The organism is Paenibacillus sp. VCA1 (assembly GCF_031583795.1).
Classification (GTDB): Bacteria; Bacillota; Bacilli; order Paenibacillales; family Paenibacillaceae; genus Paenibacillus_AQ; species Paenibacillus_AQ albilobatus.
Genome location: NZ_JAVLSX010000024.1, coordinates 24,939 through 45,544 on the forward strand (window position 1 = coordinate 24,939; position 20,606 = coordinate 45,544).

Annotated in this window: 34 protein-coding genes; 33 read left to right on the plus strand and 1 reads right to left on the minus strand. The window is 50.5% G+C overall.

Translation table 11 applies throughout. From position 1 onward, the window contains the following. The first annotated feature begins 19 nt into the window (after positions 1-19). The 33 genes from RJP21_RS29860 (at position 20) to RJP21_RS30020 (ending at position 20,107) form a co-directional block, all read left to right on the plus strand. Positions 20-295 (plus strand): hypothetical protein, encoded by a 276-nt coding sequence (locus RJP21_RS29860; protein WP_310862435.1) that lies wholly within the window; start codon positions 20-22, stop codon positions 293-295. A gap of 110 nt (positions 296-405) precedes the next feature. Beyond that, on the plus strand, positions 406-1,029 hold the full coding sequence (locus RJP21_RS29865) for a phage scaffolding protein (RefSeq protein WP_310862436.1): 624 nt from the start codon (positions 406-408) through the stop codon (positions 1,027-1,029). A gap of 19 nt (positions 1,030-1,048) precedes the next feature. After that, positions 1,049-1,372, plus strand: a complete 324-nt coding sequence (locus RJP21_RS29870; protein ID WP_310862437.1) for a hypothetical protein — start codon at positions 1,049-1,051, stop codon at positions 1,370-1,372. Between the two features lie 30 nt (positions 1,373-1,402). Beyond that, entirely contained in the window at positions 1,403-2,422 is a 1,020-nt protein-coding gene (locus RJP21_RS29875) for a major capsid protein (RefSeq protein WP_310862438.1), read from the plus strand. Positions 2,423-2,464: 42 nt separating this feature from the next. Then, entirely contained in the window at positions 2,465-2,779 is a 315-nt protein-coding gene (locus tag RJP21_RS29880) for a hypothetical protein (protein ID WP_310862439.1), read from the plus strand. 5 nt (positions 2,780-2,784) lie between these two features. Further along, positions 2,785-3,264, plus strand: a complete 480-nt coding sequence (locus tag RJP21_RS29885) for a hypothetical protein (protein WP_310862440.1) — start codon at positions 2,785-2,787, stop codon at positions 3,262-3,264. Between the two features lie 12 nt (positions 3,265-3,276). After that, positions 3,277-3,663, plus strand: a complete 387-nt coding sequence (locus RJP21_RS29890) for a DNA-packaging protein (RefSeq protein WP_310862441.1) — start codon at positions 3,277-3,279, stop codon at positions 3,661-3,663. Then, a complete protein-coding gene (locus RJP21_RS29895) occupies positions 3,660-4,031 on the plus strand; it encodes an ABC transporter ATP-binding protein (RefSeq protein ID WP_310862442.1) in 372 nt (123 codons plus the stop codon). The genes RJP21_RS29890 and RJP21_RS29895 overlap by 4 nt, the downstream gene beginning before the upstream one ends. 13 nt (positions 4,032-4,044) lie before the next feature. Then, positions 4,045-4,440 (plus strand): HK97 gp10 family phage protein, encoded by a 396-nt coding sequence (locus RJP21_RS29900; RefSeq protein ID WP_310862469.1) that lies wholly within the window; start codon positions 4,045-4,047, stop codon positions 4,438-4,440. A gap of 4 nt (positions 4,441-4,444) precedes the next feature. Beyond that, positions 4,445-4,873 carry a phage tail terminator family protein gene (locus RJP21_RS29905; protein ID WP_310862443.1) on the plus strand — a complete coding sequence of 143 codons (429 nt, stop codon included), beginning with the start codon at positions 4,445-4,447 and terminating at the stop codon, positions 4,871-4,873. Continuing rightward, a complete protein-coding gene (locus tag RJP21_RS29910; RefSeq protein WP_310862444.1) occupies positions 4,866-5,066 on the plus strand; it encodes a hypothetical protein in 201 nt (66 codons plus the stop codon). Before RJP21_RS29905 ends, RJP21_RS29910 begins: the two co-directional genes overlap by 8 nt. 1 nt (position 5,067) lies before the next feature. After that, positions 5,068-6,399, plus strand: coding sequence for a phage tail sheath family protein (locus RJP21_RS29915; protein ID WP_310862445.1), 1,332 nt, complete (start codon positions 5,068-5,070; stop codon positions 6,397-6,399). Position 6,400: 1 nt separating this feature from the next. After that, a complete protein-coding gene (locus tag RJP21_RS29920; protein ID WP_310862446.1) occupies positions 6,401-6,865 on the plus strand; it encodes a phage tail tube protein in 465 nt (154 codons plus the stop codon). A gap of 58 nt (positions 6,866-6,923) precedes the next feature. Beyond that, positions 6,924-7,331: a phage tail assembly chaperone gene (locus RJP21_RS29925; RefSeq protein WP_310862447.1), complete on the plus strand. Its 408-nt coding sequence runs from the start codon at positions 6,924-6,926 to the stop codon at positions 7,329-7,331. A 237-nt stretch (positions 7,332-7,568) separates the two neighbouring features. After that, a complete protein-coding gene (locus RJP21_RS29930) occupies positions 7,569-7,916 on the plus strand; it encodes a hypothetical protein (protein WP_310862448.1) in 348 nt (115 codons plus the stop codon). 64 nt (positions 7,917-7,980) lie between these two features. Further along, positions 7,981-10,494 (plus strand): phage tail tape measure protein, encoded by a 2,514-nt coding sequence (locus tag RJP21_RS29935; protein WP_310862449.1) that lies wholly within the window; start codon positions 7,981-7,983, stop codon positions 10,492-10,494. A 9-nt stretch (positions 10,495-10,503) separates the two neighbouring features. After that, a complete protein-coding gene (locus tag RJP21_RS29940; protein ID WP_310862450.1) occupies positions 10,504-11,187 on the plus strand; it encodes a LysM peptidoglycan-binding domain-containing protein in 684 nt (227 codons plus the stop codon). After that, positions 11,184-12,161 (plus strand): XkdQ/YqbQ family protein, encoded by a 978-nt coding sequence (locus RJP21_RS29945; RefSeq protein WP_310862451.1) that lies wholly within the window; start codon positions 11,184-11,186, stop codon positions 12,159-12,161. Before RJP21_RS29940 ends, RJP21_RS29945 begins: the two co-directional genes overlap by 4 nt. Then, a complete protein-coding gene (locus RJP21_RS29950; RefSeq protein WP_310862452.1) occupies positions 12,161-12,532 on the plus strand; it encodes a DUF2577 domain-containing protein in 372 nt (123 codons plus the stop codon). The genes RJP21_RS29945 and RJP21_RS29950 overlap by 1 nt, the downstream gene beginning before the upstream one ends. Beyond that, positions 12,529-12,933, plus strand: coding sequence for a DUF2634 domain-containing protein (locus tag RJP21_RS29955; RefSeq protein WP_310862453.1), 405 nt, complete (start codon positions 12,529-12,531; stop codon positions 12,931-12,933). The genes RJP21_RS29950 and RJP21_RS29955 overlap by 4 nt, the downstream gene beginning before the upstream one ends. Next, entirely contained in the window at positions 12,926-14,005 is a 1,080-nt protein-coding gene (locus tag RJP21_RS29960) for a baseplate J/gp47 family protein (RefSeq protein WP_310862454.1), read from the plus strand. Before RJP21_RS29955 ends, RJP21_RS29960 begins: the two co-directional genes overlap by 8 nt. After that, positions 13,998-14,588, plus strand: coding sequence for a putative phage tail protein (locus RJP21_RS29965; protein WP_310862455.1), 591 nt, complete (start codon positions 13,998-14,000; stop codon positions 14,586-14,588). The genes RJP21_RS29960 and RJP21_RS29965 overlap by 8 nt, the downstream gene beginning before the upstream one ends. Continuing rightward, a complete protein-coding gene (locus tag RJP21_RS29970) occupies positions 14,585-14,881 on the plus strand; it encodes a ketopantoate hydroxymethyltransferase (protein ID WP_310862456.1) in 297 nt (98 codons plus the stop codon). Before RJP21_RS29965 ends, RJP21_RS29970 begins: the two co-directional genes overlap by 4 nt. Next, complete coding sequence (locus RJP21_RS29975; protein ID WP_310862457.1) at positions 14,874-15,941, plus strand: tail fiber protein; 1,068 nt, start codon at positions 14,874-14,876, stop codon at positions 15,939-15,941. Before RJP21_RS29970 ends, RJP21_RS29975 begins: the two co-directional genes overlap by 8 nt. A gap of 10 nt (positions 15,942-15,951) precedes the next feature. Further along, positions 15,952-16,335, plus strand: a complete 384-nt coding sequence (locus tag RJP21_RS29980; RefSeq protein ID WP_310862458.1) for a hypothetical protein — start codon at positions 15,952-15,954, stop codon at positions 16,333-16,335. Between the two features lie 19 nt (positions 16,336-16,354). Then, positions 16,355-16,495: a hypothetical protein gene (locus tag RJP21_RS29985; protein WP_201452233.1), complete on the plus strand. Its 141-nt coding sequence runs from the start codon at positions 16,355-16,357 to the stop codon at positions 16,493-16,495. Between the two features lie 84 nt (positions 16,496-16,579). Next, on the plus strand, positions 16,580-16,870 hold the full coding sequence (locus RJP21_RS29990; protein ID WP_310862459.1) for a hemolysin XhlA family protein: 291 nt from the start codon (positions 16,580-16,582) through the stop codon (positions 16,868-16,870). Between the two features lie 25 nt (positions 16,871-16,895). After that, entirely contained in the window at positions 16,896-17,177 is a 282-nt protein-coding gene (locus RJP21_RS29995) for a phage holin family protein (RefSeq protein ID WP_310862460.1), read from the plus strand. After that, a complete protein-coding gene (locus RJP21_RS30000) occupies positions 17,161-18,081 on the plus strand; it encodes a glycoside hydrolase family 25 protein (protein ID WP_310862461.1) in 921 nt (306 codons plus the stop codon). Before RJP21_RS29995 ends, RJP21_RS30000 begins: the two co-directional genes overlap by 17 nt. 186 nt (positions 18,082-18,267) lie before the next feature. Beyond that, the gene (locus RJP21_RS30005) at positions 18,268-18,639 is read left to right on the plus strand and encodes a helix-turn-helix domain-containing protein (RefSeq protein WP_310862462.1); all 372 of its coding nucleotides are present in this window, start codon (positions 18,268-18,270) and stop codon (positions 18,637-18,639) included. Further along, on the plus strand, positions 18,639-19,163 hold the full coding sequence (locus RJP21_RS30010; protein WP_310862463.1) for an ImmA/IrrE family metallo-endopeptidase: 525 nt from the start codon (positions 18,639-18,641) through the stop codon (positions 19,161-19,163). The genes RJP21_RS30005 and RJP21_RS30010 overlap by 1 nt, the downstream gene beginning before the upstream one ends. 207 nt (positions 19,164-19,370) lie before the next feature. Continuing rightward, positions 19,371-19,541: a hypothetical protein gene (locus RJP21_RS30015; protein WP_310862464.1), complete on the plus strand. Its 171-nt coding sequence runs from the start codon at positions 19,371-19,373 to the stop codon at positions 19,539-19,541. Between the two features lie 233 nt (positions 19,542-19,774). Beyond that, the gene (locus RJP21_RS30020) at positions 19,775-20,107 is read left to right on the plus strand and encodes a YolD-like family protein (RefSeq protein WP_310862465.1); all 333 of its coding nucleotides are present in this window, start codon (positions 19,775-19,777) and stop codon (positions 20,105-20,107) included. A gap of 42 nt (positions 20,108-20,149) precedes the next feature. On the opposite strand, the gene RJP21_RS30025 is transcribed toward RJP21_RS30020, so the two are convergent. Then, positions 20,150-20,389 carry a hypothetical protein gene (locus RJP21_RS30025; RefSeq protein WP_310862466.1) on the minus strand — a complete coding sequence of 80 codons (240 nt, stop codon included), beginning with the start codon at positions 20,387-20,389 and terminating at the stop codon, positions 20,150-20,152. Between the last annotated feature and the right edge of the window lie 217 nt (positions 20,390-20,606).

Consider the following 20,606-nt stretch of genomic DNA (forward strand, 5'->3'; position numbering starts at 1 on the left):
TGCCCGGGGAGGTGAAACCTTGTCACAACGATATAAAAAGAACGTTTTTATTGAGGCGATCGAGTTTGTGAACACGCCGGAAAATCACAAGGAGATCATCGACTTTGCAGGTCTGCCGATCAGTGTCGAGTACACCAGCGAAGGTGTGCAGCTGCGAGTTATTCGTGGCGCTTATAGTGTCCTGATCGCGAAAGTGGGCGAGTACATCGTGAAAGACGATGCTGGAACCCTAAGCGTCCGCACCAAAGAATCGCTCGCTGCAGAGGGGTACACCCTGGTCGAAGAGGCTGGATAAGCCCTTGCCCTGTCGTACGGCGTAAAACTAGGCATACTCGCGGCCGGAGTATATCGGCCGGCTCCCTTAGCTGGAGAGCAGCTATAAAAATCTATGGAGGCTGATGATAAATGGAATGGCTGCGTGAGCTTTTAAAGAAGCAAGGTCTGGATGATGCGAAGATCGAGGCCATTGCCGGAGATGCCGGCAAAGAGCTGCCGAAACACTTTGTTTCGAAGGCCCAGTATAACGATGTCGTTGAGGCCCGGAAAAAGGCAGAGAAGGAAGTCACCGATCGCGACAAGCAACTGGAGGATCTGAAAAAATCCAGCGGTGATGCCGAAGCGCTTAAACAGCAAATTGAGAAGCTTCAGGGCGAGAATAAGACGGCCAAGGAGAAATACGAGAACGAAGTCAAGGAACTCCGTCTCGGGACTGCGGTTAAGTTAGCGCTTGCCGGCAAGGTCCACGATCCGGACATCGTTGCCGGGCTGCTCGACAAATCGAAAATCGAACTGGACGACAACGGCGCTATTAAAACAGGCCTGGACGACCAAATCAAAGCCCTGCAGGAGAGCAAGGCTTTTTTGTTTGTCCCGGAAGACAGCAGCAAGCCGAAATTCAAGGGCGCAAAGCCGCCTGAAGGCGGGGCTGGGGGATCAGGTAACCCAGATACATCCGTTGGCGCAAGCTTTGCCAAATCAGCAAATGAAAGCGGAAAGGCCCCTGCCGCCGGATTGAACCTTTGGGGCTAAATGAAAGGAGCGAATGAATATGCCTTATGTCAAAAATTACGGCAAAGTAGAGGAAATCAACTTTTTGGCCAGTGCCGATTACCAGTCGTTTACGTACCAGGTCGATGACACGGGCGTAACGCCGAATGTTCAGGGCCGAAAGATCGTCCCTGCAGGAACGGTATATCCGAAAAATGACGCTACAGCGATCGGGATCCTGCTCACGGACACCGATGTAACGGAAGGCCCGCAGCCTGGCGCTGTTATGGTCGGCGGATGGGTCTTGGAAGACCGACTGCCGGTTAAACCAGCTGATGAAGCTAAAACGGCCATGAAGGCTATTAATTTCAAAAAGGTCGTTTAATCGACGCTTGAATAAGGAGGACAAACCAATATGCCTAATGTTTTGGAGCTTTTTAACCAGAGAGAGGTTTTGAATTATCTGCAAAATCGCCAGTATCCAGCGCTGCTTGGCGAGACGCTTTTTCCAGAGGTGAAACGGGATTCGCTCGAATTTGACATTATCAAAGGCGCCCGTAAAATCCCGGTTATCGCCAGCGTGCACGGCTTTGATACAGAGGCCGAGATCGGCAGTCGCGAGGCCAGCAAACAAGCGCTCGAGTTGGCGCTGATTAAGAGGAAACTGCCTCTGAGAGAGAAGGATATCATCGCCCTAGAGAATCCACGGACGACCGCTGAACAGCAGTACCTGATGCGTGAGGTGTTTAACGACATCGACGTTTTGGTCCAAGGCGTTCGCGCACGGATCGAAGCCATGCGCTTGGAAGCTGTAGCAAACGGCACTGTAACACTCGCCGAAAACAACCTGAGTGCCACGATCGATTACGGCGTTCCGGCAAACCACAAGGAAGTGCTTTCGGGCACAGACGTATGGTCTGACCCTAACAGCGATCCGATCGAGCAGATCATGGACTGGACCAACACCCTCGGAACAAATCCGCCGCGTGCATTGACGTCGAAAAAGGCTCTCAGCGCGCTTTTGCGGCATCCCAAGGTTGTAGGGGCGTTGTTTGGTAAAAACTCGACCCGAATCGCCTCTCGTGCGGAGCTCAATGCTTACCTGCAGCAGCTCGATTTGCCAACGGTTGCTACTTACGATCAGATGTACCGTAAACAGAACCCCGATGGCACGTACTCGCAATATCGGTATTTCCCTGAGAATAAATTCGTGTTGCTCCCTGATGGAGCGCTCGGCGAAACCATTTACGGACCAACGGCCGAAGAAATCCGCCTGACCCGTGATCCGAGCATCAAAACGGAAATGATCGGCAACGTCCTGGCGATGGTGTACGAAGAGAATGTGGATCCGGTATCCACATGGACCAAAGCAGTAGCGACCGCGCTGCCAAGCTTCCCACTGGCCGATGAAGTATTCCAGGCTCAAGTTCTTTAAGAGGGTCCTTATGGACTCTCTTATCATTTGGAGGTGGAACCTATGATCGTAAAAGTTAAAGAAATCCCGGTAAGGCATAACGGCCGCCGGCACTTGAGCGGGGAGGAGTTCAAGATTGAACAGGAAGCCTATGCCAAGATCCAAAAATTCGTTGACGTTGTAAAAGAGGACTCCGATTCATCAAAGGATAACCCGAACAATGGCCAGGAATCAGGCGGCCAACAGGAGCCGAAGAAGATCGAGGACATGACCGTTCAAGAGTTGAAGGAATTTGCCGGAGAGATGGAAATTGACCTGGGAGACGCGACGAAGAAAGACGAAATCCTTTCCCGTATTCAAGCGGCCTTGAAGGAGTAATTGCCATGATTATGGAGTATTGGGATGACAAATTGAAAAAACCAGTACCTGTATCGCCGTCAAACCCGTTGCCGATGGGCTCCTCGGCCCCCGCACCGGGGTCCATTACGACGGACCAATTGGCCGACGGCGCTGTAACAGCCGAGAAGCTTGCTGCCGATGCGGTCACAGCAAACGCCATTTCGGATGCGAGTGCCGTTGGTAAATCCGTTTTGAAAGCCGCAGACGCTGCCGCAGCCCGCACAGCGATCGGAGCCGGGACCAGCAATCAGAACCTGTCGGCCCTTACCTCTGCGGAGGCGACAACAGGGACGGCTACAGTAGCAAGGGCTATTACGGCGGCGGTTTTGGCGGGCGCAATCAACGAACGAACAAAAGGCAAAGCAGAGATTGCCGCATTGACGCCGATTGCGGATCCGTCCAATACCACTCTTGAGGCTGTGGCGACGCTCCTTAATCAAATGGTTGCGGCACTCAAAGCGTAGGAGGTATTTCCGATGATTACCGAAAAGGAAGTCTGGCCGATCATTAAGCTCCGTTTAGGGCTGGCCGATGATAACCTGCAGCCGCTGATCAAGACGTACATTGACGAGATCGAGCGCCGGATTAAGCATTACTGCAATATCAGCAGCCTGCCAGATGGCCTCTTGTATGTTTGGGCGAGCATGGTCGTAGACGCTGTTCGCGTCGACCTGCCCAGTGTGGACGAGATTGACGACACCGTCGGCGGCCAGGGTGGGAACATTAAGGTTGGCGATACATCGGTATCCGCTGCCGGATCAGGGGGCGGCCTCACCAACACGGCGAAGGCTGCCATCGATCAAGTGGTATTTGCTTACCGGGTAGATTTGAATCATTATCGGCGGCTGAGGTGGGGCGGATGATCAATTACCGCCGCTATCGCCGGCAAATCGAGCGCATGTATGAGGACAGCGCCACGATCAGCCGGTATGTCTATGTTAAGGATCCGATAACGAAGGAGACGAAGCAAGAATTGCTGGCCGTATACGTGGATCAGCCCTGTAAGCTCTCGCAGACCGGACTCGCCCGTAATGGCCAGACCGAGGACGCAAACAACCTCCAATATGACGCCAAACTGTTTATCGCGCCGGAGCTTGAGATCCATCAGGGCGACGTGGTAGCCGTTACACGGGCTGCGACAGGTCGCGTTGAGACGTATACCGCTGGCCAGCCGTTTCCACCGTATAGCAGCCATCAAGAGATAAACCTGACTCGCAAGGACTGGGCGTGATACCGTGGGCAAAATGGGAGAATTTGATTTCCGAGAAATCATAAAATTCCGGGATAACCTTAAAGAAATGCAAAGGGCGTGGCCCGATTTTATGGAGGAATGTGCCATCGAATTGGCCAACCGATTGTTAGCGAAAGTCGTCCCCCGGACACCCACTGATTCAGGCGAATTGCGCCGGAGTTGGGCCATAAACCATGTGACGTTCACGTCTGGTGGTGCCGAGGTCGAGGTTATTAATTATGCCTACTATTACCCCTACGTGGAGTACGGTCATCGAACGGCCGACCATAAAGGCTGGGTAGATGGCCGATTTATGATGACGATCAGCGAGCAGGAGCTTGAGCGCGAGCTGCCCGCCATCATGGAGCGAAAATTGCAAAGGTTTATCGAAAGATATTTAGGGAGGTAATGTTGTGCAGGTGACGTTTAATGACGTGCGGTATGCGGTCCATGCGGCGCTTGATGCAGCATTTCCGCAAATCCCGATATCCGGCGAGGAGATTAAGCAGAATCTTGATCCACCTCGTTTTTTTGTGCGCCTGCTCGAACCAGTGCATACGCAGGAGCTCGGCCGCCGGTACCGCCGCGACCATCCTTTTGTGATCCGGTATTTTGCTCCGGATCGCGCTAATGCAGACATGTACAACATGGGTGAGCAGCTGACTGCAGCGCTTGAGTGGATCCAGATCGGCGGCCGATCGTGGCGGGGCCAGGGCGTGCGTTTTCAAATCATTGATGAGGTACTGCATTTTTTCGTGACGTACAGCCTGCTTGTGTGGGAGATGACGCCAGATGAACCCAAAATGCAGCGCCTTGAACAGGAGGGACATGTCCATGAGTAAAAAAGAGGACCAGGCGGCCAGCACGACAAAACCGACTGAGCCAGCCTACACGAAAGCACAATTTCTTTCTTCCAGTCGGTACACACCGGCGCAACGTGACATTTTGGCCGCGGTGCTGGAGGACGAGAAGACATACACAGACGCCCAGGCTAAGCAAGCCCTGGAGGCGTACTTGAAAAAGGAGCTGAATTAAGATGGCAGGAGGAACATGGGTAACGCAAAACAAAACGCGGCCGGGTACCTATATCACTTTTAAAGCGCGCCAGCAGCCGTTTGACAGCCTGGGGGCACGCGGGATTGTCGCATTTCCTGCGCCGCTGCCTTGGGGGGATCCGGCAGGTGTTCTTGTGCTGGACGCAGCGGAGTATGCGGACAAAGCCCTTGATATTATCGGTTTTAAAGCCGACGATCCTCGCATCCGTCATATCACTGCTGCTGTAAGCCACGCGCAGACCGTCTTGCTGTATCGTCTCGGCGGATCCGGGGCGGCCAAGGCCAAGGCGACCGAAGGTGCTTTGACGGCGACCGCTAAATGGGGCGGAACACGCGGGAACGATCTACAGATCGTCGTCCAGGCCAATATCGACAATGCCGCAGCTTTTGACGTTGTGACGATGTTGGACGGAGAGGATGTTGATCGGCAGACGGTAACCAAGATCGAGGATCTGCAGCCGAACGCATTTATTGATTGGTCCGGCACCGGCACGCTGACGCCGACAGCAGGCGTAAAGCTGACGGGAGGGGCAGACGGTACGGCCAGCGGTGCGGACTTCTCGGCGGCGCTTAGCGCTTTTGAGGCGTACCAGTTTAACATCCTGGGCGTACCTCTGACGGACTCGACGAGCAAGCAACTAGCTGTGGCATACGTCCGACGGCAGCGTGAGGAGGAAGGCAAGAAGATCCAAGCAGTGCTCGTTGGTTATCCGGCAGCGAACTACGAAGGGATCATCAGCCTGAAGAATAGCATCGTTACGTCCGACGGCCTCAAGGTACCGCCAGAAATGCTGCTTTGGGAGATTGCGGCTATGGAGGCCGCGGCCAACGTTAACGAATCGTTGACATATACGGCCATCCCGAACGCTGTTGACGCTTATCCGCGCTTGACCAATAGCGAAACGATCGCGGCGCTTAAAAACGGCGAGCTGGTGATCACACCACTGGATGGGACAGCTGTGATTGAGCAGGATATCAACACGTTGACGAAATTCACGCCTGACCGAAGCGAGTCGTTTAGCAAGAACCGTTTAATGCGGGTACTGGACGGCTTGGCCAACGATATCAAACGTATCTTTGACCGGTTTTACATCGGTAAAGTATCCAATAATGCGGATGGCCGGGCACTGCTTAAAGCTGAAATCGTGTCTTATCTGCTTAGGCTGCAAGGGATGGGAGCGATTCAGAATTTTGATTCGCAAACCGATATTTCGGTTTCCCCTGGTGTTGACGCGGAGTCCGTTCTGGTCGAGCTCTCGATTCAACCCGTGGACAGCATCGAGAAAATCTACATGACTGTGGAGGTGGTATAAGATGTTTTTTCGCGAAACCGATGCAATCAGCGGCAAGATGGCCAAAGCCTATGCTACGATTAACGGCCGGGTTGAGGAGTTGTTCTATGCAAAATCCCTTGAGGCCACGATTGAAAAGAACAAGGTAGATGTACCTGTGCTAGGTAAGACAAATACTCCTCAACGTTCAGCTGGATGGTCAGGATCGGGTACCCTGACCATTTATTATGTAACATCAACTTTCCGGCAGTTGATGAGAAAGTATATTCAAACCGGCGAAGATTTTTGGTTTGATCTTATGGTCGTAAACGAACAGCCTGGGAGCTCAACCGGAAAGCAAACGACGATCCTTAAGGGGTGTAACCTGAACAGCGTAGTTGCTGCAAGCTTTGATGCCACATCCGACGATATGCTTGAAGAAGAAATGCCGTTTACATTTAGCGATTACGACCTGCAGGACGAATTTAACCAAATCACAGGTGGATAATGGGGCCCGGCCGTTTGGTCGCGCTTTTCCTTAATAAAATTTTGGAGGCGAATATATTATGAATTTGCAAGATTTCCTGATTGCGAACCCAGTGGATAATTTGACCGAGGAGGTTGTCATCTCGCCGCGCTTTGTTGACGAGAAAGGCAATCCTCTTAAATTTACAATCAAGGCCATGACGCCGATCGAATTTGAGGATATCCGGAAAAAAGCAACGCAGATCAAGAAGGGTAAGAAAGTCGAATTCGACAACCAGTTGTTCAATCTTTCCATCGCAATTAACAATACAGTCAATCCCGACTTTAAAAATGCCGAAAGTATTCAGAAACTTGGTGTCAAGACGCCGGAAGAATACATCCAACGTGTACTCCTGGCCGGCGAGCTGACGACGCTTGTTGAAAAGATTAATAAGCTTTCCGGTTTCGACGTTGATATGAACGAACTGGTGGATGAGGTAAAAAACTAATCAATGAGGGCGATGCCGACGCGAATTATGCGTACTACGCCCTCCATGAGCTGCATATCCTCCCGCACGACCTGATGGCCATGTCCGATCGAGAGCGCGCCGTAATTTACGCCATGATCTCCGTCCGGATCGATAATGAGAAAAAAGAGAAAGCGAAGAGAAATCGGAATAGGAAATAGCCGAAATAGCCGACTCTATGGTATCATTTAGGGAAATATTGGTGTAAGGAGAAGGGGCATGGGCGCTAAAAACGCAGTTATAGCAGGTGACTATCAGAAAAAAATCGTGCTAAACACAGGAAAATGTATTGCGATTGCAACTGGTTTTTTCAAAAGGGTAGAGCTCACTAAAGAAACGGTGGAAGCCTATGAAGTCGTGGATGAAAGCAATCAGACCAGCGCTGTTAGTGCGGTTGGCCGTGGATTAGCAGGCTCTCTTCTTTTGGGTCCCGTCGGTATGTTGGCTGGACTCTCAGCAAAGAAAAAGGGTACGCATGTTGTAGCAGTGCAATTTAAAGACGGTTCAAAAAGCTTACTCGAAATAGATGATAAAATGTATAAAAAACTCATGACCGATTTATTTTAATATTTTACAGAGAGCCTAAGAGCCCTTTATGGGGCTCTTTTTGTTTTGCCGAAGGAGGTGTTCCATGGCTACTATCGCATCGCATTTAAGGATGATCGACCAGTTCAGCGCGCCTTTACGCCGGGTGGCCAATCAAACTCAATCCGCCATCCAAGGGCTCGAACGAATGCGTCGTCTGGTTGAACGGCCTGTGGGCGACATCAGCGTACGGATCGACACATCTCAGGCTCTGCATGACGCGGCCAATTTAGGCAGTAGAATCTCATCTCAAATAGGGCGGATCGAAGCCAATGTACAGTTAAACGTAAACGCCCAGTTGTCCGGCGCAATGGGGAGTCTCGACAGCTCAATTGATCGACTACGGATTGAAATTGAGCATTTAACGCAAGCCATTCAAAATGGAGGTGGCCCTGGTGGCGGGCCAGGCGGCAACGGAGGTTCGGGAATCAACATAATTGGTGGGATGGGCAACTTATTAGGGATCGCTGCAGGCGTATTAGGCGGAGCTGCACTGATTAATGGGACCACTGGCGGGGCGGCCGATCAACAGCAACTCCAGGGAACGCTTCAGGCCCAGGTCGGAATCGACGAAGGTCAGGCTGCAGCCCTGTTGCAAAGCGTTAAAAATGTCTATGCCGCGGGCTGGGGCGAATCTCTTCAGGCTGTAAGTAATGATGTTGCCACTGTTCGCCAAAATCTAAAGGGCCTATCGCAAGAAGCATCTGCTGCTTATACGCAATCCGCCTACGCAGTCGAGCAGGTAGCCAAAGGCGAAACTGATATCGGGGAATTGTCCAAGGTTACTCGGACATTGATGGCAAACTTTCAAGGATTAAGCGAAACGAAGGCGCTCGACTTGATTACTACCGGATTCCAGCGCGGCGGAAACTACGCCAAAGACCTGCTGGATACGGTCAACGAGTATTCCGTACACTTTTCCGGACTCGGCATGTCGGCCGAGCAGATGTTTGCGACGCTGATCGCGGGGAGTGAGCAGGGCGCATGGAATTTGGATAAAGTGGGGGACGCGGTGAAAGAGAGTTTCATCCGCATGAAGGATCTCTCTGACACAAGCAAGGAAGCATTTACTGCCTTGGGAATGGACTCAAACAAGATGGCCGCACAAATCGCTGCTGGCGGTGAATCGGCCAACCGCGCTTACCAGGCAACTTTGATGGCACTGGGCAAAATGGATAATGCCACAGACCGGAATACGGTCGGCCTGAAGATATTCGGCACAATGTGGGAGGATCTCCAAGATTCCGTTATCCTCGCAATGCAGGAGGGCCAGAAAGGTTTGGGGGATTTTGAGGGGGCAACGGCAAAAGCAGCAGCAGCCCTTCAGAATAATCTCGGGTTCCAGCTAGAAGTGTTCCAAAGGAATTTTGCACTCGGCTTTGCACAAGCTGGCCAGGGATCTGTCGAGGCTTTAATGCCTTTGATAACAACACTTAACGAGGCTTTTCAAGACGGGAAGTTCCAGCCGTTCTTCGATGGTCTAGCGGCCGGTCTTACGTTTGCTGCACAAACCATTGCCATGTTGGTAGAAAACGCGCTCTGGCTCTCGGATGTTATATCGAATAACTGGTCTTGGATCGAGCCGATCATTTGGGGGATTGTAGGGGCTCTGGGCGCCTATCTTTTATTAACTCAAGGAATGACCGTGGCTTTATGGCTTGCCAATGCTGCACAGGCTGCCCTTAATGCAATCATGAATGCTAATCCTTTTGTGCTGATAGCTACTCTTATCATTGGAGTCATTACGGCCTTAGTCACTCTCTGGAATACCAATGACGCCTTTGCGGCAGGTCTGTTGAGAGTGTGGAATGGAATCCTGAATTTCTTCGATCAGATTCCTATCTTTTTTACATGGGTAGGGAATGGCATCGCAGATGCATTCGATTGGGCCAAAGTTCAGTCGCTGAAAATTGTCGAGCAGTTAGCCAATGGTGTTATTGACCAAATTAACTGGGTAATAACACAGCTCAATAAAATCCCGGGAGTAAGCCTAGAGACTTTTGATCACTTGGAAATCTCCGCGTCTGCCGCTGCAGAAGCTGAGGCTGCGAGACAGTCGAGGGCTGCAAAGCTCGAGGGGATGAAACAAAATGCTGTGCAAAAGGCTGCCGAGCGTGAAGCTAAAGTGCAGGAATTTATTAAGGACCGCCAAGATAAACGAGCTAAGAAAGAAGCCGAAAAGGCGGCTCAGAAAAACTCAAAATCGGCTGCATCCGGCGCTGCCAAGGCAGCAACCAAGGCCAATATACCGGGCAGAGTCTCCACGCCGAAAATGCCGACGATTGGAGTCGACGACAAGGATAAAAATGTAGCCAAAGTCGGGAAAGTAGGCCAGGTCGATAAGGTCAAGGGCAAGGTGGATATCAGCAGCGAGGACTTGAAGATGATGCGTGAGCTCGCCGAGATGAAGAACATCCAGAATTTCGTGACGATCAAGCCATCGGTAAACTTTGGCGATACGCACGTCCGGCACGAAAGCGACATTGATACCATTGTCGCCCATATCACCGAAAAACTGGAGCAAGATATCGCATCCTCCGCGGATGCCGTTTATGGATAAGGAGGGATAATGGTGCGAGTTTATGGTGTCGAGCTGAGCTTTAACAATAAAGCCGAGGTCCTGCGGCTCCCGATCAATCCCTCTGAGATCGAGGTCAGCGAGTCCGGTCAAGGAAGTACGTACGATGTGGTTGGGCTTGGGCAGATCAATGTGATCAAGGATCCGGAGCTCACGGAGTACAGCTTCAGCGGCCTCTTCCCGGCTCAGTGGTACCCGTTTGTGACGACGGACGATCTGCTGCACCCGGTCGAGTACATCAAGATGATCGAAAAATGGCGGGAGACGAAAAAGCCGATCCGGTTTATTTTTACGTCGGACACTTACGACATCAACACGCCTGCCAGCATCGAGTCGTTTACCTGGAAAGAGGTTGCCGGCAGCGCCGGAGATATCGAATACGATATCCGGCTCAAAAAATACGTCTTTTACGCTGCCCGCAAAATCGTCACCAAGACGGTCAACGGCGGCGGGAAGGTGCAGAAAAAGACGATCCAGAAATCCGCGGCCAAGGCTCGGCCAAATTACAAACAAAAGCCCAAAACCTATACCCTTCGCGCTGGGGAGAGCCTTTGGACGGTAGCCCAAAAGCAGCTCGGGAACGGCTCGCGCTGGAAAGAAATCCAGAAGCTAAACGGCCTCAAGGACTCTGATTTGAAAAAGTTAAAGCCCGGAAAGGTGTTGAAGCTACCGTGACATTATCCGTAAAACTCATCAACCGCCAGGGGGCCAGCACGGACGCCGAATGGGATGTCAGCGAAATAGTCGAGAGCTTAAGCTGGAAGACGTCCCGGATGGGCAAAGCCGGCAGCTTATCGTTCACCATGATTCGCCCCGTCCAAACTGAAAAATTTACGTATAACAATGGTGACATTGTCCGTGTTCAGTTCGATAAAAAGAACATCTTTCATGGCTATATTTTCTCAATCGACGAAGGCCGCGACGAGGCCGTCAAGATCACCGCATACGACCAGGTACGGTACCTGATGAATACGGATACCTACGTATTCAAGGGCGTCACGGCGTCGGATGTCTTAAAGAGGATCGCCAAAGACTTTAATTTGAAGCTCGGCAAGGTGGCTGACACCGGCTACAAGATCCCGACCATGAGCGAGGATGGTCAGAAGCTTTTGGATATCATCTGCAAGGCGATCACGCTCACCTATAGCAGCACTGGCCGGGATTACTGCCTGTACGATGATTTTGGATCGCTCTGCTTGCGCGGGGTGAACGACATGCAGCTGGATCTGGTTGTTGGCGACGAAAGCCTTATGTACGATTACCAGATCAACCGATCGATCGATAACGATACGTACAATCAGATCAAATTGTACAAAGACAACAAAAAGTCGGGAAAACGGGAAGTCTACATGGCCAAGGACAGCGTTAATATCAAGCGATGGGGCGTGCTGCAGCTCTACCAAAGCGTGGATGAGGACATGAACCAAGCGCAGATCAATCAAATGCTGACCAACCTGGCCAAGCTCAAAAACCGAGAATCCAAATCGCTAAAGGTGAGCGCTCTTGGTGATATCCGGATCCGCGCCGGCATGCGCGTCCGTATTGTCATCTCCAAGTATGGCGTCGATCAGGCGCTGCTAGTGGATGAGTGCTCACATGATTTTGATGGCGCAGAGCATACAATGACACTTGATTTGAGGGTGGTTTGATGGCTGATTTATTAAGTACAGTGAAAAAGGCCGCCATGGACGCAATGGCTGCGGGCAACCCTGCTGCCGTCATGTTTGGCGAAGTAATCAATACGGATCCGCTCGAAGTAAACGTCGACCAACGTTTTACACTTCCGGCGGATTTTTTGCTTGTGCCTGAGTCGCTAATCCATTATGAAATCGATTTGCACCATTCACATGAATACACCGATGACAGCGGATCCGGAACGAGCACGAAACAAACCAAGCCAGCGCTGCCGGAGAAACCGATCGTCATCCGGCGCGGACTTGAGGCCGGAGATAAGCTGCTCCTGCTTCGGGTACAGGGTGGTCAACAATATGTCATTTTGGATAGGGTGGTGAGCGCATGATCCCGGAAACGGATGAGAATCTGCTGGACGAGTCGCTGGATGTTCAGCCGCTACCGTCCCTCACTTGGCAACTTGATTTTGACAAAAAAAGAATAGTTGGAAAGATCGATGGCTTGGACGCAATTAAACAGGCTGTATTCAAGGTTTTTCAGACTGATCGCTTTTGGCACGATATATACAGCTTCGACTATGGCCACGAATTGACGTTGCTTCTTGGCAGCAGTCCGGAATTTGTGCGGTCCGAAGCAACCCGTATGATCCAGGAAGCGTTAATGCCGGATGATCGAATTCAGTCGGTGCAAAACGTTGAAGCCGAGATTTTGGGCGACCAGATAACCCTTCGGTTCGGAGTGGTCACGGTTTACGGCAGTTTTGAACAGGAGGTGAGCCGGAATGTATGAGCACATGACATTTGATTATATTTTGGACCGCATGCTCTCCCGGGTGCCGGATACAATCGACAAACGTGAGGGAAGCGTCATTTACGATGCCTGCGCGCCGGCGGCCGCTGAGCTGGCCCAGATGTATATCGATTTGGACATCAATTACAACTTGTCTTTTGTCGATACCGCATCGGGCGAGTACCTCAGTCGCAGGACGGCCGAATTCGGTGTTAACCGAGCTGCTGCGACGCCCGCTGAGCGCAAAGGACTGTTTTACGGATCGGGTGACGCACCAATGGACGTGCCGCTCGGGAGCCGCTTTGCGATCGAAGACTTGACCTTTGTGGCAAAAGAGCGTATCACCGCGGGCGTGTTCAAGCTGGTTTGTGAAACAGCCGGGACGGTCGGCAATTTTCAATTTGGAGCGCTTTTGCCGATTGATTACGTGGCAAACCTATCTCGGGCTGTACTCGGCGATGTCCTGGTGCCGGGCGAGGACGAGGAGTCAGACGATGCGCTGCGAGAGCGGTGTTATGAGGCTGTTAACGAGCCGGCCTTTGGCGGCAACGTCGCTGATTACAAACAGCGGATTAACAAGATCCCGGGCGTGGGCGCTACCAAGGTCTATCCGGTTTGGCAGGGCGGGGGCACGGTTAAATGCACGATCATTGCCGCCGACTGGACGCCGCCATCGCAGACACTGGTTGAAGAGGTGCAGACCATCATGGATCCGACCGTTAACAGCGGCAAGGGAATCGGCCAGGCTCCAATCGATCACGTCGTTACGATTTTCGGCGTGGCCGGGGTCACAATCAACGTCGAGACGACGCTGACGCTGGCGGCAGGCGTCACACCAGGGCAGGTTCAGGCGGATGTCGAGGCAGCCATCACGTCTTACCTGCTAGAGCTACGACGGGACTGGCACAACCAGCAGCAGCTCGTCGTCCGGACGGCGCAGATCGATGCACGTATTTTGACGGTGGCTGGGGTGGAGGACGTCGCCGGCACATCTATCAATGGGACGCCGGCAAACCTGACGCTTGGCTCCGACGACGTGCCGCAGCTTGGGACGGTGACGATCCATGGCTAACGACCGCATCCTGATTCACCTGCCCGACTTTTACGAAAGGATCGAAGATTTCGTCGAGTTGGCTGCAACCGAGTCCGCCGAGCTGGAGCTGATGGATGGCGCGGTTAATCAGCTTCTCGATGATCAATTTGTCGAGACGTCCGGCCTGCAGGCGATCAAACGGCGCGAGCAGATGCTTGGTATCCAAGCGGATCCAAAAACCGAGTCGCTGGAGTTCCGGCGCAAGCGGATCCTTAACAGGTACCAAACCAAGCCGCCGTTTACGATCCGATACCTGCAGCAGCAGCTCGATATGTTGGTCGGGCCGGGGATGACGATCGTTTCCCGGGATCTGGCAAAACATTTGTTGATCGTAACGACCAACATTGACGACGCCAACGTGTTTAAGGAAGTCATTCGGACGATCGAGACGATCAAGCCGGCTAATATGATCTACCAGCAAAATACCGCTCTTGAGGGGGCGATCGACCTGGAAGAGCATATCGGCATGAAAGAAATGACATGGAATTATAGGCTGGATGGATCTTGGAAGCTCGGGGAGAAGCCTTTCGTAACTTACGGACCGGAGGTGCCGATTAAATGATAAACACGGGCTTGTTGCATGATGTAGCCGAGTACGTAAACAGCCGTGTAGCTAAGGTGGTCATCAACGGAACATATACAATCACCAATTTTGATGTAAAGGCTGTTACTGACAATGTACTGGCGCTCAATTACGTAGTCCCCGTGGCCGAGGTATCGCTGATTACATTGGTCGAGCTGAAAGACGCTGCGGATAACGTCCTGACCAGTAATGCGGTTAACGTGCCGATCACGGCGGACCATTTGATGCTGCAAACAATTGAGGTAAAGGAGGGCGTAATAAAGAATGGCTAAAACAGACTGGACTGGCACGGATACAGTCAAACCGGCTGATATGAACGAGATCGGACAGGAGATTAACCAATTACGCGAGGACGTGGATAACATCCATATTCCGCCTGCCACGTTAACGGAGGCGGGCATCGTGCAGCTTTCCAGCGCTACCGATAGCACGTCCGAGGCAATGGCTGCGACGCCAAAGGCGGTAAAGGCGGCCATGGATGAGGCTTTAGCGTCAAAGCAGCTTGGAGTTGAGCAAAAAGCGAATGTGGTTGCCGCGCTCAACTCCATTGGGGTAGCGGCATCCACCAATGAAACCTGGGCGCAGCTCATTGCAAAAATGGCGGGGGTTATTCGGGCAACAGGAAATGCGACGGCCGCCGACGTCTTAGCAGGAAAGACATTCTCAAATGGCAGTGGAAATGGGTTGACAGGATCAATGCCTAACAAAGGGGCGGTGGTCATCACACCGGGACCAGCTGACCAAACGATCCCAACAGGTTATCATAACGGGGCGGGCAAGGTTGCTGGCGTGCAGTTTAATCAAAATGCGCTGCTCGTTGGTAACACCGTGGCCGGGACGCCTGGTAGGATGCCGAATCGGAGCGCAGAGAACAACCACATGCCCGGACTCGAGTCTACTGTTTGGCCTGGAGATCGATTTTTTATTCGTCCGCCAAACGGCCACTTTAACGGTTCTACATGGGTCACTGCCGCTGTTCCAGGACTTACAGCCGCAAATCTAAGAGCAGGAGTAAATGTTGCAGGACTGGTTGGAACACTTCAAGAAGGGAAAAAATTTTATAGGCAAGATATTTCTGTGCCGCCTTACGGTAACGTGGATCTTGACATTAATATTGGTTTTAATTGGTCGGTAGTCCTTTTAATCGCGAATGTCGAAGATCGAGATGGAGGTATTTCATCTTTTTATTTAAGACATCCCGAAGGTTCTTTATCAACAGGTATGTCATATAACGGCAACTTAACCACTCCAACATTGACAGGCATCCATTTGTACTATAGCAATGGTAATAACACAACAAAAGGAATTACAGTTTATGCCTATGGGCGTTAGGAGGATAGAAATGAAAGTATTTGGCAGACGAATATACGCTGATAAAACAACTGGTGTTATATTGTCCCACACAGGAGATTTGAAGGTGTTAGATGACTTCGAACGCCCATCGATCGAGTCGGACTTTCAAGCATTTTACAATCTGATTGGGCGAGATCCCGAATCAGTAATCATCCTGGAACTGGAACCTGGGCAATACGCCGAGGAATTTGCAACATGTGATGGTTTTCGCGTCAATCCTGAGACCCAAAAACTTGAATTTTCCTACCCGGACCCTAATAACCCGGAACCTGAGGAACCAGTACATCAAAGGCCATTAACGGATCAAGTTGAAGAGTTGAAACAAGCAGTTGCCGAACTAACTATGCTTATGGCCGCAGCACCAACGGCCTGATGAAAGGAGGTGAGCGATCATGCAATTTACCAAGGACAGCGGGCTTGTAAAGGTATGGGTAAGCTTGGTTATGGCCGGGACTTATAAGGTCGAGCAAGTACCGCAGCTTTATAACCTGAAAAACGTAGTAACGGAGGTTGTAAACGGAACAGCAGTATAAACTAGCGCCGCAAAAGGCGTTTTTATTTTGCCCTCGGAGCGATCCGGGGGCTTCTTTTGATAGAGACACAAAGGGGGAAACAATGTGCCGGAAGAGAGGGCGATCGACATGGAAGAGGGAACGACCAAAGCGTTGGTCGAGATACAAATACAGCTCGCGCGGATTGAGAAGACCTTAGAACAGGTGCCGACGCTTACAGCCACGACCGAAGCGGCCAAGGAGCTGGCGCGGGAAGCTATGCAATCGGTCAAGTCTGCTCATCACCGCCTGGATCGGATCGAGGACGGCCAGAAGTGGCTGTGGAGAACCGTCGGTGGCGCTGCAATCACAATTGTAATGGGTGCGATTGTGGCGGCTATCAAAATTGCTGGATAAAAAACTCCGAAAGGATGGATGAAATATGGATTGGAATACGATTTGGACATTGATTGACCCTAAGCTGCTGATTGTGGTGGCGGCATGCTGGATTATTGGATACATGATCAAGCAGACGCCGCGTGTGCCCGACTGGAGCATCGTTTATGTTGTAGTAGTAGTATCCATCCTGCTGACGGTATGGATGCTTGGCTGGGGCGCTGAGTCGCTTATACAGGGCATCCTTGCTGGCGCTTTTGCAGTGTTTGGTCATCAAGCGGTCAAACAGGCAAAGATTGGGGCTGATAGCGATGCAAAATCGGAGTAAGGGCAATGCCCAAGGGATCGACGTATCGCATTGGCAGGGCGTAATCGATTGGCCGGCGGTGGCAGCTGCCGGCATTTCTTTTGCTTTCATTAAGGCAACCCAAAACAGCATGGACGATAAGTTTTTGGCTAACGTTAAAGGCGCTAAGGCCGCGGGCCTATTGATAGGGGCGTACCATTACGTGGACGATTCGGTGACAACTCCGGACAAGGCACGGGCAGCAGCTCAGGTATTTCACAATGCAATCAAAGCGGCAGGCGGGCCGGAGGTGTTTGACCTGCCGTTTGTTATGGACTACGAGAGCAACAAAGGCGGATTAACGCCTGCCGGCTGCACTGCGGTAGCCAAGGCCTTCTTGGAAGAAGTCGAACGACTGACCGGGCGGCAGCCGATGGTTTACACTTATCCGTCATTTATCAGCCGGTTTAGTGGCTTGAAGGATTATCCGCTTTGGATCGCAAGGTACAGCAATCAAGCGCCGGCGGACGCGGCGGGGTGGAACCGCTGGGAGTTTTGGCAGTACAGCGACGGCACTCTTGGTGGCGAGCTCCCGGGCGGCGGGCGCAAAGTGCCGGGGATCTCTGGCCCGGTCGATCTCAATGAATTTGACGGTACGGTCGACGAGCTGCGGCGCAGGTATGGTAAAAAACAATCGGGAAAGGATGGAGAGAAGATGTCTGAACGTGATATTAACAAAGTAAGCGCCTGGGCGGCCGAAGCTTGGGACACAATGACGAAGAACGGATATGTTGATGGGACGCGGCCGGGGGATACGATGACGCGGGAAGAAGGAGCGGTAATTCTTAACCGGCTGCGGACAAACCTGCTGCAGCTGATCGCCGGCAATACAGGGCGCATTGCTGAGCTCGAACGGCAGCTGGAGCAAATCGAAAAAGAAAAATAATCTTGTGCCCTGCTGACCTCAGTTGGCAGGGCGATGATCCATTTATAATTACTTATAAAATAAATGACACATGCATTGTGAAAATAATCAACATTTTTTGTTGACTCAGAAGGACAAGTTGTGTTAATATGTAAATATAGGAAATACCATCTCCAGCTAATTTAATATAGGGAGGAGGGAGCATCCATGTTAACTCTGTTCGGTAAATTTTGCCGGAAATTGAGAATTGATAATGGAGAGTTGCTGAAGGAAATGGCCGATAAATTGAATGTTACATCATCCTATTTGTCAGCCGTCGAAACAGGCAAGCGGAATATCCCTCATGATTGGCTCGAAAAAATTACCAATCTGTATGAGCTCGATATTGAGCAGGTCGAGAAATTGAAATCTGCAATCGAGGGCTCTCAACTATCTGTAAAAATCGACTTGCAAGAAGCCAGTAGCAAAGACAGAAATCTGGTAATGTCATTTGCTCGAGAATTTAAGGAACTGGATGAAAATGAAAAATCAAAGATTTGGAATATTCTCCAGAGAAGAAATGCAGGGGAGGTGGATTAGTGAGTATTTATGAAGCCTCTCCGCTATCAAGAAAAGATATTCGAAACTTTGTGAATGATATTCGTAAAGTTATGGGTCTAACCGACACTAGGTATTTCCCGATCAGGGAATTTCTAGAATTTGTTATGCCTCAGATGGACGAAAACTTTGTTTTAGAGATACTGCCCAAACATGAAATGGGTTCGAATCATGGTTTGGCTTATCCCGAAGATAAGGTTATAAAACTGAGGGAAGATGTCTATGATGGAGCAGTAGCAGGTAAACCGAGAGATCGGCTTACCATGGCACACGAAATCGGACATTATTTTCTACATACGAAAGAAAGAATCTCGTTTGCTAGAAATAGGGAGAAGTCAGGGCAATTACCTGCATACCGGGACCCGGAGTGGCAAGCAAATGCCTTTGCCGGAGAACTACTTGCTCCACCTCATATAATTCAAGGGATGTCCGTTTTTGAAGTAATGCAGAACTGCGGTGTTTCACAAGATGCTGCTCGTATACAATTGAAATCAATAAATAAGTAAGTGATAACCTGTGTTAAAAGGAGGGAAACAAATATGCAGAGCAAAAAAAATAACTCTCGAAGTTGCCGAGAGCCTACAGTTTGTAGTTAAATTCTACACAAGAGTGTGCGAACCACTACAATATTGACTTAAACAAACATTGACAGCGATATTGTAACACACATATCATCTCTCGGCAATAAATTTATAAAAGAGGATGATGTGTTAATGAATAGTAATAGTAATCATAAAGTTGTATGGAATGAAAGATTGGGATGTTATGGGATTTGGAGAGCTTGGAGGAAACATCCAAAAAGCCAACAAATTCTTTGGGCAAGAAACTATGGGAAGAAGGCTTGGTTTATTCCTATGGATGAATTGGAACGCGAAGGTGCTTAAATAAATAAAAATGGTCCGAGTGGTTCCGGATCGTTTTTTTATTTATTTACAAGAATAATATTATAATGTAAAATAAAAGCAACATATACGGAAATACCGTTGTGCAATCCGAAAGCATCGGTAAATAAAAGGATCCGCTGGCAATCTGCTGGAGGATCCTTTTATTGTAATTGATAAACGAACGTATGTTTGTATATAATAAGAACAAATGTTCTGAATGGAGGATTGTTGTTATGGCGACAAAACTGGAGGGAAATGGCCTGTTTGAATCATCCCGGATGATGCTGCCGGAACATCGCGAAGCATACAACCGATACATGATCCACAAGGACCCGAGGCCGAAGCCGGTAATTGATGAGCAGGAGTGGCAACAGATCGGGCAGGCATTACAGGATTCATTTAACCAACATGTTCCCGTTACGCTCCAGCTATACGATTCATACGAGGATAAGCATGTGACCGGATTTGTCACCGTGATTAACATGTTTACGAAGGAAATTAAATTACGTTACGATGATGATTGGGATTGGATTAAATTCGGGGACATCATTTCCGCAAGCATATAAAAATCTCCGCTGGCTTTATGCCGGCGGAGATTTTCTCTTCTATTATATATTAAACTCTTCCCAGCCCGGATCCGGAGGATCGAGACCGACAATTTCCAGGTCTGCCGCTTCAATGACCAACTTTGCCTCGCCTGTGCTAACAAGAGCACCGATCCGGAGCTCGCCGGAAATAAGCTGGAACGTTCCAACGTCCAACACGATACCACCACGGCCACCGAAACCACTCTTATGACCATCAGCAATACGCACCGGCAATCCGGGTGTAAGGTCTTCAAATTTCAAACGATATTCCTCCTTGGTGTTTGCCCCCTTTAAGCAAAAGGGGCAAAAAAGGGGCAAACTTTTTTCTAAACTTGATTAATGTTTGACCACCACAGACTAGGAGAAAAATCGAAAAACCGTTAATCTATAAGGTTTTATGCCCAAATTGAACACCACAGACTAGGGGCGGTACCAGCCTTCCAAGCTGGTAGCGTGGGTTCGATTCCCATCACCCGCT